Annotated in this window: 14 protein-coding genes and 1 pseudogene; 3 read left to right on the forward strand and 12 right to left on the reverse strand. The window is 67.1% G+C overall.

Going from position 1 to position 16,319, the window contains the following annotated elements; genetic code table 11:
* Window positions 1-92: 92 nt before the first annotated feature.
* From ACYR7D_RS21205 to ACYR7D_RS21215, 3 genes and pseudogenes are all read left to right on the forward strand, one after another.
* Window positions 93-788 (forward strand): annotated as a pseudogene (locus ACYR7D_RS21205) (epoxide hydrolase); the annotation flags it as partial.
* Between the two features lie 881 nt (window positions 789-1,669).
* Window positions 1,670-2,881, forward strand: a complete 1,212-nt coding sequence (locus ACYR7D_RS21210; protein ID WP_459546279.1) for an aminoglycoside phosphotransferase family protein — start codon at window positions 1,670-1,672, stop codon at window positions 2,879-2,881.
* Between the two features lie 92 nt (window positions 2,882-2,973).
* The gene (locus tag ACYR7D_RS21215; RefSeq protein ID WP_459546280.1) at window positions 2,974-4,563 is read left to right on the forward strand and encodes a serine hydrolase; all 1,590 of its coding nucleotides are present in this window, start codon (window positions 2,974-2,976) and stop codon (window positions 4,561-4,563) included.
* A gap of 46 nt (window positions 4,564-4,609) precedes the next feature.
* Here the strand turns inward: ACYR7D_RS21215 and ACYR7D_RS21220 are convergent, their stop codons facing one another.
* From ACYR7D_RS21220 to ACYR7D_RS21275, 12 genes are all read right to left on the reverse strand, one after another.
* A complete protein-coding gene (locus ACYR7D_RS21220; protein ID WP_459546281.1) occupies window positions 4,610-7,000 on the reverse strand; it encodes an ATP-binding cassette domain-containing protein in 2,391 nt (796 codons plus the stop codon).
* Window positions 7,001-7,190: 190 nt separating this feature from the next.
* The gene (locus tag ACYR7D_RS21225) at window positions 7,191-7,601 is read right to left on the reverse strand and encodes a VOC family protein (RefSeq protein WP_459546282.1); all 411 of its coding nucleotides are present in this window, start codon (window positions 7,599-7,601) and stop codon (window positions 7,191-7,193) included.
* Window positions 7,602-7,606: 5 nt separating this feature from the next.
* Window positions 7,607-8,056: a helix-turn-helix transcriptional regulator gene (locus ACYR7D_RS21230; protein WP_459546283.1), complete on the reverse strand. Its 450-nt coding sequence runs from the start codon at window positions 8,054-8,056 to the stop codon at window positions 7,607-7,609.
* A gap of 61 nt (window positions 8,057-8,117) precedes the next feature.
* Entirely contained in the window at window positions 8,118-8,999 is an 882-nt protein-coding gene (gene bla, locus ACYR7D_RS21235) for a class A beta-lactamase (protein ID WP_459550232.1), read from the reverse strand.
* Between the two features lie 148 nt (window positions 9,000-9,147).
* Entirely contained in the window at window positions 9,148-9,876 is a 729-nt protein-coding gene (locus ACYR7D_RS21240) for a trimeric intracellular cation channel family protein (RefSeq protein WP_459546284.1), read from the reverse strand.
* Between the two features lie 81 nt (window positions 9,877-9,957).
* Window positions 9,958-10,647 (reverse strand): CE1759 family FMN reductase, encoded by a 690-nt coding sequence (locus ACYR7D_RS21245; RefSeq protein ID WP_459546285.1) that lies wholly within the window; start codon window positions 10,645-10,647, stop codon window positions 9,958-9,960.
* Complete coding sequence (locus ACYR7D_RS21250; RefSeq protein ID WP_459546286.1) at window positions 10,644-11,153, reverse strand: MarR family winged helix-turn-helix transcriptional regulator; 510 nt, start codon at window positions 11,151-11,153, stop codon at window positions 10,644-10,646. Before ACYR7D_RS21250 ends, ACYR7D_RS21245 begins: the two co-directional genes overlap by 4 nt.
* A complete protein-coding gene (locus ACYR7D_RS21255; protein WP_459546287.1) occupies window positions 11,150-12,310 on the reverse strand; it encodes an LLM class flavin-dependent oxidoreductase in 1,161 nt (386 codons plus the stop codon). Before ACYR7D_RS21255 ends, ACYR7D_RS21250 begins: the two co-directional genes overlap by 4 nt.
* Before the next feature lie 199 nt (window positions 12,311-12,509).
* Window positions 12,510-12,875: a hypothetical protein gene (locus ACYR7D_RS21260; protein WP_459546288.1), complete on the reverse strand. Its 366-nt coding sequence runs from the start codon at window positions 12,873-12,875 to the stop codon at window positions 12,510-12,512.
* A 179-nt stretch (window positions 12,876-13,054) separates the two neighbouring features.
* The gene (locus ACYR7D_RS21265; protein WP_459546289.1) at window positions 13,055-14,119 is read right to left on the reverse strand and encodes a phosphotransferase; all 1,065 of its coding nucleotides are present in this window, start codon (window positions 14,117-14,119) and stop codon (window positions 13,055-13,057) included.
* Window positions 14,116-15,270: a TIGR03857 family LLM class F420-dependent oxidoreductase gene (locus tag ACYR7D_RS21270; RefSeq protein ID WP_459546290.1), complete on the reverse strand. Its 1,155-nt coding sequence runs from the start codon at window positions 15,268-15,270 to the stop codon at window positions 14,116-14,118. The genes ACYR7D_RS21265 and ACYR7D_RS21270 overlap by 4 nt, the downstream gene beginning before the upstream one ends.
* Window positions 15,267-16,163, reverse strand: coding sequence for an SDR family NAD(P)-dependent oxidoreductase (locus ACYR7D_RS21275; RefSeq protein ID WP_459546291.1), 897 nt, complete (start codon window positions 16,161-16,163; stop codon window positions 15,267-15,269). The genes ACYR7D_RS21270 and ACYR7D_RS21275 overlap by 4 nt, the downstream gene beginning before the upstream one ends.
* Window positions 16,164-16,319 lie beyond the last annotated feature (156 nt).

The raw sequence follows: 16,319 nt of genomic DNA on the forward strand, positions 1-16,319 counted from the left end.
GGGCTGGGCGCGGCGCGGACTAGAGGCTTCGCTTCGCGTCGACGGTCCTGCCGGCGAAGCAGTCCACCGACACCAGCGTCTCGGTAACCGCTGACGAGCTGGCAGAACCGAAAGATGCGGACGCGCCGGCATTCCACGTCGTAGCTCCCTCGCTGCAGCCCACGGCGGCGACTGGGGAGGCAATATCACCACGGTTCTCGGCGGCAAGGTTCCCGGCGCACGTTCTCGGCATCCACACGACGTTCGCGGCGCCGCTGCCGGGGTCGACCCCAGAGGGGTCGACGGCGGTCGAGCGCAAGTGGGCCGAGGAAACCCGCCATTTCTGGCGCCACCGGGCGGCATACGCGAAGCAGCAAGCGACCCGGCCACAGACCATCGGCTATTCGCTCGTCGACTCACCGGTCGGGCTTCTTGCCTGGATCCTCGACAAGTTCGCCGAGTGGACAGATACCGAAGACAGCCCGTTCGAGACGATTTCCCTGGACCGCGTTCTCGACAACATCACCCTCTATTGGCTGACGCGGACCGGCGCATCGGCGGCTCGCATCTACTACGAAAGCCACAACTCGCTGGACCCCGAACTTCGGGTCGACGTACCGTCGGCGATCACTATGTATCCCCGCGACATCGAGAAGTGCCCGCGCCCCTGGGCGGGGGAGCGATACCGACAGATCGTCCGATGGAGGGCACCCGAAAGCGGAGGACATTTCCCGTCACTCGAGGTTCCCGAGTATTTCGTCGAGGACCTGCGAGAAGGCCTTGCGGCAGTACTGGCCACCGTCCGGTGAACGCGGGCGCGTTTCCGCCTATGAGGTCAGCGGATGCATGTATCCGGCGTCGACGAGCGGTGCGCGCCAGGCTTCGATATTTTGCCGCAGACTCCGATTGGCGCTGCGCTACGGCGGACACCTTCTCTGCCGTCGGGTCGATCCGCGAGCGCTTCGATCATGGCGGTGTGATAGCGATCCAAGCAGTCGAGATAGATCGCGCAGGCAAGAGCTACCGGGTGAACCCTTGACGCCGACACCTCGGCCGGAGGAGGGGGCCGCCGGAGCTTACGCCGAGACTACTTGACATAATGTAGATTATCGGCGTTTCGGCCACCAGGGGTTTTCGGCAGCGCGACCCGCCGTCGAGCGCTGCGACTATCGCGTCCCGTCGGCCTCGGTGAGACGCCGGAAGTATCCGCCCGCCTGTAATGCCCGCCGGACTTCCACTGTCGGACTTATCGGTTCACGCCACAGCAAGGGATACAACAGCACCTCGCAATTCGTCACATGACATAATGTGCGGCAAGGCACCCAGGCCGCTCACCATCCATGCCCGAGTTCGATGATCCCAGCCGCTGCCGCTCGATAGGTGGGCGCTGCGATCCCGAATCGGCGTTTACCGCTTCTGAGAAATTCGGCGTACTCGCCCCCCGATTCGATGGCATAGGATGCTTTCGCTCCGCACGCCCGGCTCGCGGGACAACTACCGAGATTCGGGACACGATCAGCGGGAGTGCCGCCCACGAGTGAGCATCGACGACATCCCGAGAGCCAGGAGAAGCTGATCGAGTCCAGCGCCCCGTCGACCGACCCGGATATCTCTCGAATCGTTCTCGGCATCACCGATACCATCCGTCGGTCCCACCTGCCCCCGACGGAGGTCGGCTACTCCCCCTTCGATGCCGCTTGAGCACAGCGGCGAGATCGCCGCGAAAATGCTGGAGGCGACCAAACGCCTCGCTGACACGATCGCCGAAAAACTTGCCCCGCGAGTGAGTGAAGCGCACCAGCAATTCCCGCACAGAATGCGGTACGGCCTCGACCGAACCACGCATTGCGCGGGGCGGTCGGCAGCCGAAATCCACCGAATCGGCGCGGCCGAGCACGCGCCCCGTGGCCGCCGCGACCGATCCGAAGTATCCGCAGAAGAGGCCCGGGAGCGGTATGCGCAGGTCCTGAATCGAGAGCCGGATGCCGCGGGAACCGGCAACCGGGTGAACCTCGTCGAGACCACCGCCGGCCCGGCGGTGATCAGGTTCGCAGTGGAACGACCGGCCGTGACCATGCTGAAGAAGTGGATGCCGGAGAACACGGCGATCAGGTACGCGCTCGCGTGCGGCGTACGAACACCCGAGATCCTCTATGCCGGAAAGGACCTGTCGACCGGCAGGGAATTCACGCTCATGCGGTACGTTCCCGGTGTAACACGGGAGACGGACGATCCCGAACTGCTGAACTGGCTGCCCGATCTCCTGGACCAGGTGCAGTTGCTGTCCTCTCGCCCTCTACCGTCGGGTATGGATCTCGATATTCCGGAGTGGCAGCGGCAGATGATCCAGCACGCCGACGACGCCTTTCACAACCTGCCACCGGAGCACCGGTCGAGGCTGGACCGACTCGGAATCGGTCCACTGTCGCACTATATCCAGCCCGACCTCAGCCGCGCGGGAGAGCCGACCGTCTTCGCCCACAACGACCTCTATTACGGAAACCTCCGGCTCGATGATCGAGGGAAGCTGTGGATGCTGGATTGGGAAACCGCCGGACCCGGTGATCCGCTCTACAACGCAGGGCTCTTCCTCGCACGTATGTCGTCGGACGTCGACGATGTGGCTCGCGCCCGGGCAACCGATATGTGGCTCGAGCGGATAATGCCCGCGAACTCTTCGGTCGACACCGGCGCAACCCTCGGCATGTACCAGAGGCTGGAAGATTGGCGACAGATGACGATGTACACAGGAGAGCTCATGCCTCGCCAGATATCTGCCGATCCGGGCCGGGCCGACGGCTGGGCCGACTGGTACCACTCACAAATGTCCCGGCATCCAGAATTCTGGCCTGACGTCTCGAAGGACGAACTGCGCGCCACACTCCGCGAATGTGGGTCATAGCCGCACCGGTCGGCCTGACACCGCTCCGGCGCCGGCGGCACTAGGCTCGGATCGACCGAGTTCGAGTCAGCGACGACCTCCGGAGGCGAGCCATGCGCAGACATCGACCGGTAGTTCTCGGTGCCGCGGCGGTAGCCGTTGCGGGGCTGATCACGGGTTGCGGCAACGGGGAGCCGTCACCCTCCTCCCCCACCGCGAGTACGAGTGCGGCGCCGGGGCCCGCCGAGGCGGCCGGCGTGGCCATTCCGGGTGGCCGGGTCGAGCATATTCTCGACATGCTCGACCAGCGCGCGGACGCGTTGATGGAGACGACGGATATTCCGGGCATGGCAATCGCTGTTGTATATAAAGGCGAGGTTGTGTATCAAAAGGGTTTCGGTGTGCGGGATGTGCAGGAAAAGCAGCCGGTGAGCCCCGATACGGTCTTCCAACTGGCGTCACTGTCCAAACCGATCGGCGCGACGGTGGTTGCGCGGCAAGTGGAAGCGGGCCGGGTGCGGTGGGATACACCGGTCCGCGAGCCGGCACCGTGGTTCGCGTTGAACGACCCGTATGTGAGCGACCACGTCACCGTCGGAGATCTCTACGCCCATCGATCCGGACTGCCCGAACACGCCGGTGACCGGTTGGAAGATCTGGGATTCGAACAGGAGCAGGTGCTGCAACGGTTGCGGATGCTGCCGTTGGCATCGTTCCGCGACACCTACGCGTATACGAACTTCGGCTTGACCGCCGCCGCGGTGGCGGTCGCGCAGGCGGCGGGAACGGATTGGGCGTCCTTGTCGGAGCAGGCGATCTACGACCCCCTGGGAATGACGGCAACCAGCTCTCGGTACGCCGATTTCCTCGCCGCCGGCAACCGGGCCTCCGGTCATGTCCTGGTGGACGGCGCCTACCGGCGCGCCGAACCGGGACGCCGCCCGGATGCCCAGTCCCCCGCGGGCGGCGTCAGTTCGTCGGCCTCGGATATGGCGCGCTGGATGACCATGGTCCTGGCCGACGGTTCGTACGGGGGAAAGCAGGTGGTGGCTCCGGACGCGCTGCTACCCGCCGTATCGCCGCAGGCCGTATCCGCCCCGCCAACGACACCGCAGGCCCGCGCCGGCGAGTACGGTTTCGGTTTCAACGTGGGCACTTCCCCGGCGGGCCGGGTGGTGTGGAGCCATTCCGGGGCGTTCGACCAGGGCGCCGCGACGGCGTTCACCTTGATCCCTTCGGCGCATGTGGGCATCGTGACGCTGACCAACGCGGCGCCGATCGGGGTGCCGGAGACCTTGAACGCGGAATTCGCCGATCTGGTGCAGTTCGGCGAGGTGCGCCAGGATTGGTGGGAGCTGTACCGGAAGGCGTTCGAGCAGGTGAACGCCCCTCTCGGCGCTCTCGTGGGCAAATCCTCACCGCCCGACCCGGCTCCGGCGGGGCCGCTGGAGGATTACGCGGGCGTCTACGGCAACGACTATTTCGGGCCGGCGGAGGTGACGGTGACGGGCACCGGGTTGGCGGTGACCTTGGGACCCGCGAACGTGACGATGCCGCTGCGGCACTGGGACGGCGACACCTTCGTGTTCTCCCCCGTCGGTGAGAGCGCGAATCCGGGGACGGTGTCGCAGGCTCGTTTCGACGGCGACCGATTGTGGCTGGAATTCTACGATGGCGCGGGCCGCGGCACATTCACACGCTGAACCGGACCCGGCCCGGGCGGGGGCGCCGCGGGCCGGTGGTCGATGGTCAGGCGCCCACGTAGGCCGCGAGGTGTTCGCCGGTCAGGGTGGATCGGTCGGCGACGAGTTCGGCGGGAGTGCCTTCGAAGACGATCCGGCCGCCGTCGTGTCCGGCGCCCGGTCCCAGGTCGATGATCCAGTCGGCGTGTGCCATGACCGCTTGGTGGTGTTCGATGACGATCACCGATTTACCGGAGTCGACGAGCCGATCGAGCAGACCGAGGAGTTGGTCGACGTCGGCGAGGTGCAGGCCGGTGGTGGGCTCGTCGAGGATGTAGACGCCGCCTTTTTCGCCCATATGGGTTGCCAGCTTGAGCCGCTGGCGTTCGCCACCGGAGAGGGTGGTGAGCGGCTGGCCGAGTGCGAGGTAGCCGAGCCCCACGTCGACGAGGCGGTTCAGGATCTTGTGCGCGGCCGGGGTGCGGGCTTGTCCGGCGCCGAAGAACTCCTCCGCCTCGGCCACCGGCATGGCGAGTACCTCGCTGATATCGCGGCCGCCGAACCTGTATTCCAGCACTTCGGCCTGGAAACGTTTGCCTTCGCACAGCTCACAGGTGGTGGCGACACCGGCCATCATGGCCAGGTCGGTGAAGATGACACCGGCACCGTTGCAGGTGGGACAGGCGCCTTCGGAGTTGGGGCTGAACAGGGCCGGTTTCACGCCGTTGGCCTTGGCGAACGCTTTGCGGATCGGGTCGAGGAGACCGGTGTAGGTGGCGGGGTTGGAGCGGCGTGAGCCTTTGATGGCGGTTTGGTCCACCACGACCACCCCGTCGCGGCGGGCGAGGTTGCCATGGATCAGCGAGCTCTTACCGGAGCCCGCGACGCCGGTGAGGACGGTGAGGACGCCGGTGGGGATGTCCACGTCGACGTTGCGGAGGTTGTTCTGCTGGGCGCCGCGGATTTCCAGTGCGCCGGTGGGCGTGCGCACCGTTTTCTTGAGTTCGGCCGTATAGCCGAGGTGGCGGCCGGTGCGGGTGTCGGAGGCGCGCAGGCCGGCGATGTCGCCTTCGTAGCAGATGGTGCCGCCCTGGGTGCCGGCGCCGGGGCCGAGATCGACCACGTGGTCGGCGATCAGGATGGTTTCCGGTTTGTGTTCGACCACCAGCACCGTGTTGCCTTTGTCGCGCAATCGCAGCAGCAGGTCGTTCATCCGTTGGATATCGTGCGGGTGCAGGCCGATGGTGGGCTCGTCGAAGACGTAGGTGACATCGGTGAGTGCGGAGCCGAGGTGCCGGATCATTTTGGTGCGCTGCGCCTCGCCGCCGGAGAGGGTGCCCGAGGGCCGGTCCAGCGAAAGGTAGCCGAGTCCGATTTCGACGAAGCCGTCGAGGGTTTGGCTCAGGGTTTCCAGTAACGGCGCCAGCGATGGCTCGTCCAGTTCGCGGACCCATTCGGCGAGGTCGCTGATCTGCATGGCGCAGGCGTCGGCGATGCTGATGCCGTTGATCTTCGAGGACCGTGCCGCCTCGCTGAGCCGGGTGCCCTCGCATTCGGGGCATGCGCTGAAGGTGATGGCGCGGTCCACGAAGGCCCGGATATGTGGCTGCATCGCTTCCCGGTCCTTGGACAGGAACGATTTCTGGATTTTGGGGATCAGGCCTTCGTAGGTGACGTTGATACCGTCGACTTTGATCCGGGTGGCTTCCTTGTAGAGGAGGTCGTTCAGTTCGCGCTCGGTGTATTCGCGGATGGGTTTGTCGGGGTCGAGGAAGCCGGAGCCCATGAAGATGCGGCCGTACCAGCCGTCCATGGTGTAGCCGGGGATGGTGAGTGCGCCCTCGGCGAGCGATTTGCTGTCGTCGTAGAGTTGGGTGAGGTCGAAATCGGAGACGTTGCCCATACCTTCACAGCGCGGGCACATGCCGCCGGTGATGTTGAAGTCGCGTCTTTCCCGCACGGACTTCCCGGATTTCGTCACTGTGACGGCTCCCGCGCCGCTGATGGAGGCGACGTTGAAGGAGAAGGCCTGGGGAGAGCCGATATGCGGTCGGCCGAGGCGGCTGAAGAGGATGCGCAGCATGGCGTTGGCGTCGGTGGCGGTTCCGACGGTGGAGCGGGGGTTGGCGCCCATCCGCTCCTGGTCGACGATGATCGCGGTGGTGAGTCCTTCGAGAACATCGACCTCGGGGCGGGCGAGCGTCGGCATGAAGCCTTGGACGAAGGCGCTGTAGGTTTCGTTGATCATCCGCTGCGATTCCGCGGCGATGGTGGCGAAAACCAGCGAGCTCTTACCGGATCCGGAGACGCCGGTGAATACGGTGAGCCGGCGTTTGGGAATTTCGACGCTGATATTTCCGAGGTTGTTCTCGCGGGCGCCGTATACGCGGATCAGGTCGTGGCTGTCCGCGGGATGCGCTTCGGCTGACCGGGTTCCGGTCTTCGTGGCCATGGTCATGGTGTCTCCCTCTGTTACGCGGGCCGCCTGCGCGATCTTCGCCGGCCTCGCCGGTCGATCCAACCAGTTGGGCACGACAATCCCGTTCCAGCGGTGGGGCGCCCACGCCGGAGCGGAGTCCTTCTGTTCGCGGCGTATCGGGCTGTGTCCGGGCCCGCCGGTGGGATGCGGGGTCCCGTCCCGGACGAGCTCAGTTCACCTGCTGGATACGGATCATATTGCCGGCGGGGTCGCGGACGGCGAAGTCGCGGACGCCGTACGGTTGTTCGATCGGTTCCTGCACGATTTCGACGTCGCCGGCCTGCAGCCGCTCGAAGGTGCCGTCGAGGTCGTCGGTGGCGAGGTTGATGCCGCCGTAGGTGCCCTTGGCCATCATCTCGGTGATGGTGCGGCGTTCCTCCTCGGTGATACCGGGGTCGACCGCCGGTGGGTGCAACACGATGGAGGTGCCGGGCTGTCCGGGCGGGCCGACGGTGATCCAGCGCAGCCCGTTGTATCCGACGTCGTTACGGACCTCGAAACCCAGGGTGTCGCGGTAGAAGGCGAGGGCGGCGTCCGGATCGTCCTGGGGAAGGAAGCTCGAATGAATGGTGATGTCCATGGCGATCACGCTAACTGCGGGTGGGCGCTGCGCGCTTCTCGATTCCTGATCGGCCGGGTCACCTGTTTCGCTACGCACGAGGGCATACCGGCGACCTCGCCCGCGGCCTGGCGCCGGTATGTGCTGGGAGGTACGCCGACGAGTTCGGTGAATCGGGTACTGAAGGTCCCCAGGGACGAGCAGCCCACCTCGAAGCAGACGTCGGTGACGCTCATATCGCCGCGCCGCAGTAGCGCCATGGCCCGCTCGATCCGGCGTGTCATCAGATAGCCGTAGGGCGATTCACCGTAGGCGAGCCGGAACTGGCGGCTGAGGTGCCCGGCCGACATGTTGACTCCGCGGGCGAGCGCTTCGACGTCCAGGGGACGGGCGTAGTCGCGGTCGATCCGGTCGCGGACCCGGCGCAACCGTGCGAGATCGCGGAGATGGGGGGTCGCGGCGGGTTGGCGGGTCACCCGGGAAATCGTGCCATATCGGAGCAGGGTTGCCCAGTGCGGTGAGCCGGTCGCCGCGGTGTCAGGTGAGGCTTTCGAGGCAGTACCGGGCGGCTTCGGCGATCAGTTCCTCGGTGTAGGGGGCGTCGGGTACGGGTTTGCTGGACATGATCGCGAGCAGAAGCGGTGCTCGTGCGGGGTCGGGTGGCCACAGGACGGCGATATCGTTCAGGGTTCCGTAGTCGCCGGTGCCGGTTCTGTTGCCGACGGTCCAGCCGGCGGGGACGCCGGCCCGGATGCGGCCGGCGCCGGCTTTGTTGCCGCGCAGCAGGTCGACCAGGATCTCGCGTTTGCCCGGTGGCAGGGTGTCGCCGAGAACCAGGGTTTCGTAGGTGCGGCCCAGTGCCCGTGGGGTGCTGGTATCGCGGAGGTCGCCGGGGACGGCGGAGACGATATCCGGCTCCGCGCGGTCCATTCGGGTGACGTCGTCGCCGAGGGTCCGGGTGAAGGCGGTGAGCGCGGCGGGTCCGCCGATCCGCCGCAGCAGCAGGTTGCCGGCGGTTCCGTCGCTGTATCGGATCGCGGCGTCGCACAGTTGCCGCAGTGTCATACCGGAGGCCAGGTGCTTGCTGGTGATCACCGAGCTCTTCATGAGGTCCGCGGGGGTGATCGTGATACGGACGGTGTCGAGATCGGGGATGGTTGTCCGTTGCAGGACGGCGGCCGCGGCGATGGTTTTGAAGGTGGAGCAGAAGGCGAATCTTTCGTCGGCGCGATGCTCGACGGGCGCTCTGCCCATGGTGTGCGCGTAGATGCCCAGTCGCGCACCGTATGTCTTCTCCAGCTCCTCGAGTGGGACGTGCCGAGCGCCGGTGGGGGCTGCGGGGGTGGTGTCACCGCTGGATGCGCAGGCGGTGAACAGCGGGGCGGCCGCCGCCGCGACCAGCAGCCGACGGCGGGACAGTTTCGTCGCGACGGGACCGGCGGGCAACGTTTTCCTTTCGGGGCGCGCGGTATCCGCCTTCGGGCGGAGAGAGCCAACGTACCGTCTGTTCAGGTGCCGGGCCAAGTGAGTTCGGCGGCATAGGCGGCTGGGCCGGTTGGTACGGTGATCAGCTGCTTTCTTCTGTTCCGGGACCACGGGTGCGGCGACGTCGTCTACGCCGCGGGGGCCGCCCGCGGAAGGCGGCGGCCAGGCGGGTGTGTGGCTGCCATTCCAGGCCGTTGGGTAGACCCCAGCCGAACCGGATGGCGGCCAGCCGCAACAGCAGGGAGCAGACGATGCCGAGCACGATTCCGAGTGCGGGGTAGCCCAGATAGGTGCAGACGACCATGGTTCCCGCCACGACCGCGGCGACGGTCGCGTACAGGCCGTTGCCGCCGAATACCGCCGGTACCCGGCGGAGGAGGACGTCGCGGGTGGCGCCGCCGCCGACGGCGGTGGTGATGCCCAGGAGTATCGCGGGTAGCCAGCCGAGACCGGCGGCGAGTGTTTTCTGGGCGCCGGTGACCGCCCAGAAACCGATAACGGCGGCGTCGAGCGCGGTGAACAGGCGGTCCCAGGCGTGTTCGCTGAGGTGGATGGCGAAGGAGATCAGAGTGCCGGCGACGGCGGTGGGCAGATAGGCGTAGTCGGTGAGGGCGACGGGTGGGCCCTGCTGGAGCAGGGTGTCGCGGATGATGCCGCCGCCGAGCCCGGATACGATCCCCACCACGAGAAATCCGAACAGGTCGAGCCCTTCGCTGCGGGAAACAGCGCCGCCGAGCATGGCGCAGGCCAGGACACCGGCGAGATCCAGATATCGCGTGACCTGGTCGATGGTGTCGATGGAGGCGGTCACCGCAGCAAACTAACACGGTCGGCGGCCGGTGTTCCGCGCGCTCGGTTCGGGGTGGGGACGCTCACCGCTTCCCCGCTCCCGTTATCGCTGCGCTCCCCCGCCGGCGGCGAGCCGCATCAGATCGGTGTCGAGGTCGATAGCGGTGACGTTCCCGCCGGCGCTGCCGAAGGTGTGCTGATAGTTGTTCCAGGATTCGTCTCTGATCTGGTGGGCGAACCCGCTTTCCATCAGCAGGATCAGTTCGAAGGCCGCGCGGTCGATCCGCTTGTTCAGCTCGGGATCGTTCCAGTCCTCCGCGGCGGCGAACAGTGAGGTGGGCACGGTCATGGTGCGCAGGAACGCGAACAGGGCGCGCATCTGTTCGTCGACGACCAGGGCGTGGCGTGCGGTGCCGGCGGTAGCGGCCAGGATCACCGGTGCGGCGATCAGCAGATCGTTGTCGAGGACGTGGAAGAAGGAGGTGAGCAGTCCACTCGGAGCGGCCTTGTAGACGGGGGCGGCGACGATCAATCCGTCGGCGGCGCCCAGTTTCTCGATGGCCGCCGTCATCTTCGGGCCCATGAGCTGGGAGACCAGGGCGGTGGTGATCTCGGTGGCCAGTTCGCGTAGGTCGATCACGTCGACGGTGACCTGCGCGCCGCGGCGGCCGACCAGCGCGCCGACGCGGCCGGCGATACGGTCGGCCAGCATTCTGGTCGACGACGGGTTGCTGGTGCCTGCGCTGACCACGACCAGCCGGTAGGGGTCGCGGGCCTGTTCGTTGGTGTTCATTTCTGTTTCCTGTTCGTGGTGTCGGCGAGTGTTCCGCAGATCTGTTCGAGGTTGCGCAGATCGTCGTCGGTGAGGGCGGAGGTCAGGGCCCGTGCGACGCCGACCGCGTGGCGGCCACCGATCCGGCGCTGCTGGGCGCGGCCCGCGGGGGTCAGGGACAGCCGGATACCGCGTTTGTCGTGTGGGTCGCGGGTGCGCTGGACGAAACCGCGTTCGACCATGCGGTCCACCATCCGCGAGAGCGCCGGTTGGGTGAGCAGTACGTGCCGGTTGAGTTCGGCGGGCCGGATCGGTTCGGCGCATTTCGACAGTGTGTAGAGGACGTCGTATTCCCGCATGGTCAGGCCTTGCCAGACGTCCTCGGCCGCGAACTGTTTCATCAGTACGGCGTGGGCGGTCAGCAGTGCTTCCCAGGCGTCGTTGGCGAGCCTGCTGCTGGTTCGGGTTTCCCGGCCGGGGCTCCGCTGGTCGTGTTTCGCTACATCCTCCGGTGCCGGCTCGTTCATACGGTGGCGTCCAGATAGGGGTGGGCGCCGGCGAGGTTGTCGCCCTGGTTGGCGTTGGGGCGGGCCTGCCGTGGCGGCTGGTCGCCGTATGCGGCGGTGACGCGGGCGCGGTGGGTGGGGGCGGGCGCGGATTCGGGGTCGCGGCGTGCCTGCAGTTCTTTGCGCAGGACGGGGACGACTTCCGCTCCGAGCAGGTCGAGCTGGTTCAGCACGGTTTTCAGCGGCAGTCCGGCGTGGTCCATCAGCCACAGCTGGCGCTGGTAGTCACCGAAGGTGTCGTGGAAGGTGAGAGTTTTGTCGATGATCTCCTGGGGGCTGCCCACCGACAGTGGGGTCATTTCGGCGAAGTCCTCCAGGGAGGGGCCGTGACCGTAGACGGGTGCTTCGTTGAAGTAGGGGCGGAATTCGTTCCAGGCGTCCTGGGATTTCTTCGCGATATAGGCCTGGCCGCCGAGTCCGACGATGGCTTGTTTCTTGGTGCCGTGCCCGTAGTGTTCGAACCGCTGCCGGTAGAACTCGATGAGCCGCAGCGAGTGCGCGGTGGGCCAGAAGATGTGGTTGGCGAAGAAACCGTTGCCGTAGTAGGCGGCCTGTTCGGCGATTTCCGGGGTGCGGATGGAGCCGTGCCAGACGAACGGTGGAATCCCGTCGAGCGGCCGCGGGGTGGCGGTGAAGCTCTGCAGCGGGGTGCGGTAGTTGCCTTCCCAGTCGACGACGTCCTCGCGCCACAACCGGTGCAGGAGGTTGTAGTTCTCCAGCGCCAGCGGCAGGCCCGCGCGGATGTCCTTGCCGAACCAGGGGTAGACGGGGCCGGTGTTGCCGCGGCCGAGCATGAGGTCCATGCGGCCCTTGGACAGGTGCTGCAGCATGGCGTAGTCCTCGGCGATCTTCACCGGGTCGTTGGTGGTGATCAGGGTGGTCGCCGTGGTGAGGATTATCCGCTCGGTGGTGGCCGCGATATGGCCGAGCAGGGTGGTGGGTGAGGAGGAGAAGAACGGCGGATTGTGGTGCTCGCCGATGGCGAAGACGTCGAGGCCGACCTCTTCGGTTTTGCGTGCGATCTGCACGATCGCGTCGATTCGTTCGGCTTCGCTGGGCGTCACGCCGGTTACGGGGTCTCGGGTGATATCGCTGACCGAGAAGATTCCGAACTGCATGGTGTGGTCCCTCCGACCGTAGGTTCTATGCGTTTGCATCTACCTGAACGGCGGGGGCACGGGGGTTATTCCGTTGCCGGCCCCGGGCCGGGCCGGCAACGGCTGTTCATGTCACGACCGCACGCCGGCGTTTCGCATCAGCGCCAGGGCCGGATCCGGGACCAGTTGCCGCGGCACGGGCAACCCGGTGCCGTCGCTCTTACGCGGTCTGGGGCAGTCGCAGGTGCACTGCGTCGTGGCCGTAACGGGCCGCCATGAGGGTGCCGGGCCGGGTGTACCGGCGGACATTGGCGTTGCCGCGCAGCATCCCCCATCCGGTGAGGAGCACGCATACCACCAGTTCGAAAGCCACAACCACGAAGAAAGCCCCGAAGAACTCGCCGGAATCGACTTCTTCACCGGCGCTACGAGAAAACGATTTCGCGATGCCCCGGCCCAGGAGCAGCACCGGCAGGATGGCGAGGAAGATCCAGATGGCCGGGAGACGCCAGGTCATCAGGGCGGTGACCCGGCTGAGCTTGCCGCTGGTGGTGTTGCCGGATACGAAGGTGACATCGAGTGGCACCGGTACGGGCGGGGCCTGATATGCCGGTCCCCGGGGTTCTGCTGTGGTGGGTACGGCTGGTGCGGATACACGAGCGAGTTTCTCCCCCACGGCCCTGGCGGGGCCAGTTGTGAATTGCGCAGTGTTGTCTGCGCTTCGCGCAATACCGATACGAACGCGGTCCCGGAAACGAAGCCGGGTCAGCCTCTATCGGTGTGTGCCCGGATCGGCGCGGGCCGAGCGGTCAGCGAATCGAGGTCCCGGATGGCGGCACACCCGCGGCGGATCATCACGGTGAACATGGCGTCACCGCGTTCGGTGGGGGTGCCGTACGCGGCGCCGAAAATCGCGACGAGCGGAACCTGCAGGGTCGCGAACCGGTAGTCCTGGCGGCAGTCCTCGATGGTATAGCCGCTGACCCCTTGTTCGGTGAGCCGCTGATGGTAGGTGGCGACGAGATCGTCCTCGGTGGCGCGCCGGACGCCGGCGTCGAGGCTGGTGGCGATGAAGTAGGCGAGATCGCGGGCGGGCAGGCCCAGGTTCACCGTCTGCCAGTCGACAGCGGTGACGACCGGGGGGTCCTCGGTGCCGAACAGCAGGTTGTCCAGGCGGTAGTCGCCGTGTACGAGCGCGAAACGTTCGGGACGGGCCAGCAGCCAGTCGGCGATCACCGTGCCGCAGGCGCGCAGGGTTTCGTGATCTTCGGGGGCGAGCCGGTCACCGAGGCGGTCGAGGAAGATATCGGTGGCGGGGCCGTAGAGTTCCCGCAGCATCTCGGCCTCGCCGGGACCGTTACGACTGAATCCCGCGATACCGAGCAAGGTTTCGTCGCACCAGCGGGGGGCGTGCAGGCCGGCGAGGTTCGCCACCGCGGCGTGTGCGTGCTCGACCGGGCAACCGCCGATCTGATCGCCGGGGCGGGCCGGGGCGAGATCCTCGAGCAGGAGAACGAATTCGGCTCCGTCGTCGTGGATCTCGGCGTAGTGGCAGCGCGGGGTGCCGACGCTGACGGTGTGGGCGATCTCGGTGTAGAACCGGACCTCCTGCCGATAGACACCGGACAGCATGCCGCGGACGCCGGGATCGGCGGCGGGGAGTTTGGCCAGTAGCCGGGACGGGACGGCGTCGCCGGTGAGCCGGAGCCGGTGCACGGTGCCGATCTGGCCGGTACCTACGGGTTCGGCGGTGACATGGTGGACGGGACGGCCGAGGACGGCGGTGAGCCATTCGGCGGTGAGGTCGGCGGTACCGGTGGGGATGGTCATCGACGGCTCCTGCCGGGGTTGGGCGGCAACTCGGCGAAGCGGGCCGGGTTACGGTGCCGTCGCCACGCATCGAGGGTGGGTGCGAGTTCGGTGGGCGAGTTCCCGTGCAGGATGACGCCGTCGACGCCGGTCGCGAACTGGTCGGCGATGCGCGCGGCGCACTGTTCGGGGGTACCGCCGGCGGAGGCGGTGAGCCATTCCGCGGGCAGCAGGTCTTCGATCGCTGCGAGGGTCGCCGGGTCGGCGACCGCGTCGAGCGCACCGCCGGCACCGGTGACCAGAGGGTGCGTCCGGAATTCGGCGAGCGCTCGCTCGTCCCATCCGTTGACCTGGACGAGGATCTCGCCGTACCCCTGCAGGTAGGTGCCGAGGCGGCCGACGAGTTTGCGTAGCCGGGCGGTCTCGCCCTGGGTGTCGTCCACGACGACCAGCACCGACCAGATGCGGAGAGCGGCGGGGTCGCGGCCGGCGGCTTCGGCGGCACCGCGAACGGTGCGCACCGCGCGAGCGGTGGTGTCGTCGGTGAAGAAGGTGTGCAGTACTACGGCGTCGGCGAGCTGCCCGGCCAGGCGCAGGGTGTTGGCACCGATCGCGGTGAGGGTGATCGGGATGGCTTCGTCGTAGGTGGGGTCGAGGTGCAGGACCGGGTATTTCCCGGCCGGTCCGTCGTGTGCCGCGATGGTGTCGCCGCGCCAGAGGCGCCGGTAGAGCTCGACGGCGTCGCGCAGCTGTGCGGAGGTGATGCGGGGCAGGCCGATGACGTCGAAGAGGGCGTCGAATCCGCGTCCGAGGCCGAGGCTGTAGCGGCCACGGGTGAGCCGGTGCAGGGTGACCGCGGCGGAGGCGGTGATCAGCGGATGACGGGTGTTGTGATTGGTGGCGGCGGTGCAGATACCGAGGTCGGTGGTGACCGCGCCCGCGGCGGCGGCCAGGGCGAACGCTTCTTTGGTGTTGAACCGTTCGGACAGGAACAGGGCGCCGAGTCCGAGGCGTTCGGCGGCGCGGGCTTCGTCGAGCAGGATATGCGGATCGGCGGTATGGCCGGCGAGACCGTAGCAGCCGAGCTCGGGAAATTCGGGTCCACGATGCCCAGCCGGTGTGGCCGAGGGCTCCACCTGGCCGGGATCCGCTTCCGGGCCTGCCCCGCTCATACTGTGCCGCTCTGCGCTCGGCCGCCGATCATGCGGTGCAGTTCGTCCTGGGACCACGGCGGGGTGTCGTGGTGGTCCCGGAAGCCGAGGATGCTGGGGGTGGGCCGGTCGTAGCGGCCGACGAACCCGCCGGCGGCGACGAAGATCTGGCCGGTTACCCGCTCGGCGGCCGCACCCGCCAGGTACAGGTACAACTGGGCGACGTAGTCGGCGGGTGGCGCGTCGAGGGCGGCGTCCTTGCTGATCTCGTCGAGCATGCCGCGCCGGTAGAGCTCCATGATCTTGGCTTCGTAGGCGAAGCCGCTGGAGAGCCGGGTTTTGGCACCGGGGCATACGACATTGGCGCGGACCTTGTACTCGGCCAGTTCGGCGGCGATGGCCAGAGTGAGGGAGTTGACCGCGCCTTTCCCAGCGGCGTATCCGGTGCCGCCGTAGTCGCCGAGATAGGCGAAGGAACTGGTGTTGATGATGCTGCCGCGGCCCTGGGCGACCATTTTCGGGGCGGCGGCACGACAGGTGTTGAACGTGGTGGTGAGGTGGGAGTCGAGCAGAGCCCGCCAGTCGGGGGTGCTGACGTCGAGGATGGAGGAGCCGGCGGGTTCGGCGATTCCGGCACAGTTGACGAGTACGTCGACGGCGCCGAAGGTGCGAATACAGGTGTCGACGAGTTCGGTGGCGGTGGATTCGTCGGCGGCGCTGCCGGCGACGCCGACCGCGCGGTGACCGGCGAGGGTCAGCGAATTCACGGTGCGTTCGACCGCGGGGGCGTTGCGTCCGTTGACCACCACACCGGCGCCGTGGCCGGCCAGCGCGTGCGCGACGGCGTGGCCGATACCGCTGGTGGCGCCGACGACCACGGCGCCGCGTCCCCACAGGGTCTGGTTTCCGCTCATGGACCTGTTCTCACTTGCCTCTCTCGGCCGAACACTGTTCCGTACAGGTGTCCGGAAAGTATGACATTCCGGACGCGCGCCGGTGCGGTAGCGCGGCATCACGCGACCGGGCATGCCTTGCCTGCACGCAATGACCCGTAGTACTGTCCGGACAGG

This window comes from Nocardia sp. X0981, from assembly GCF_977089955.1.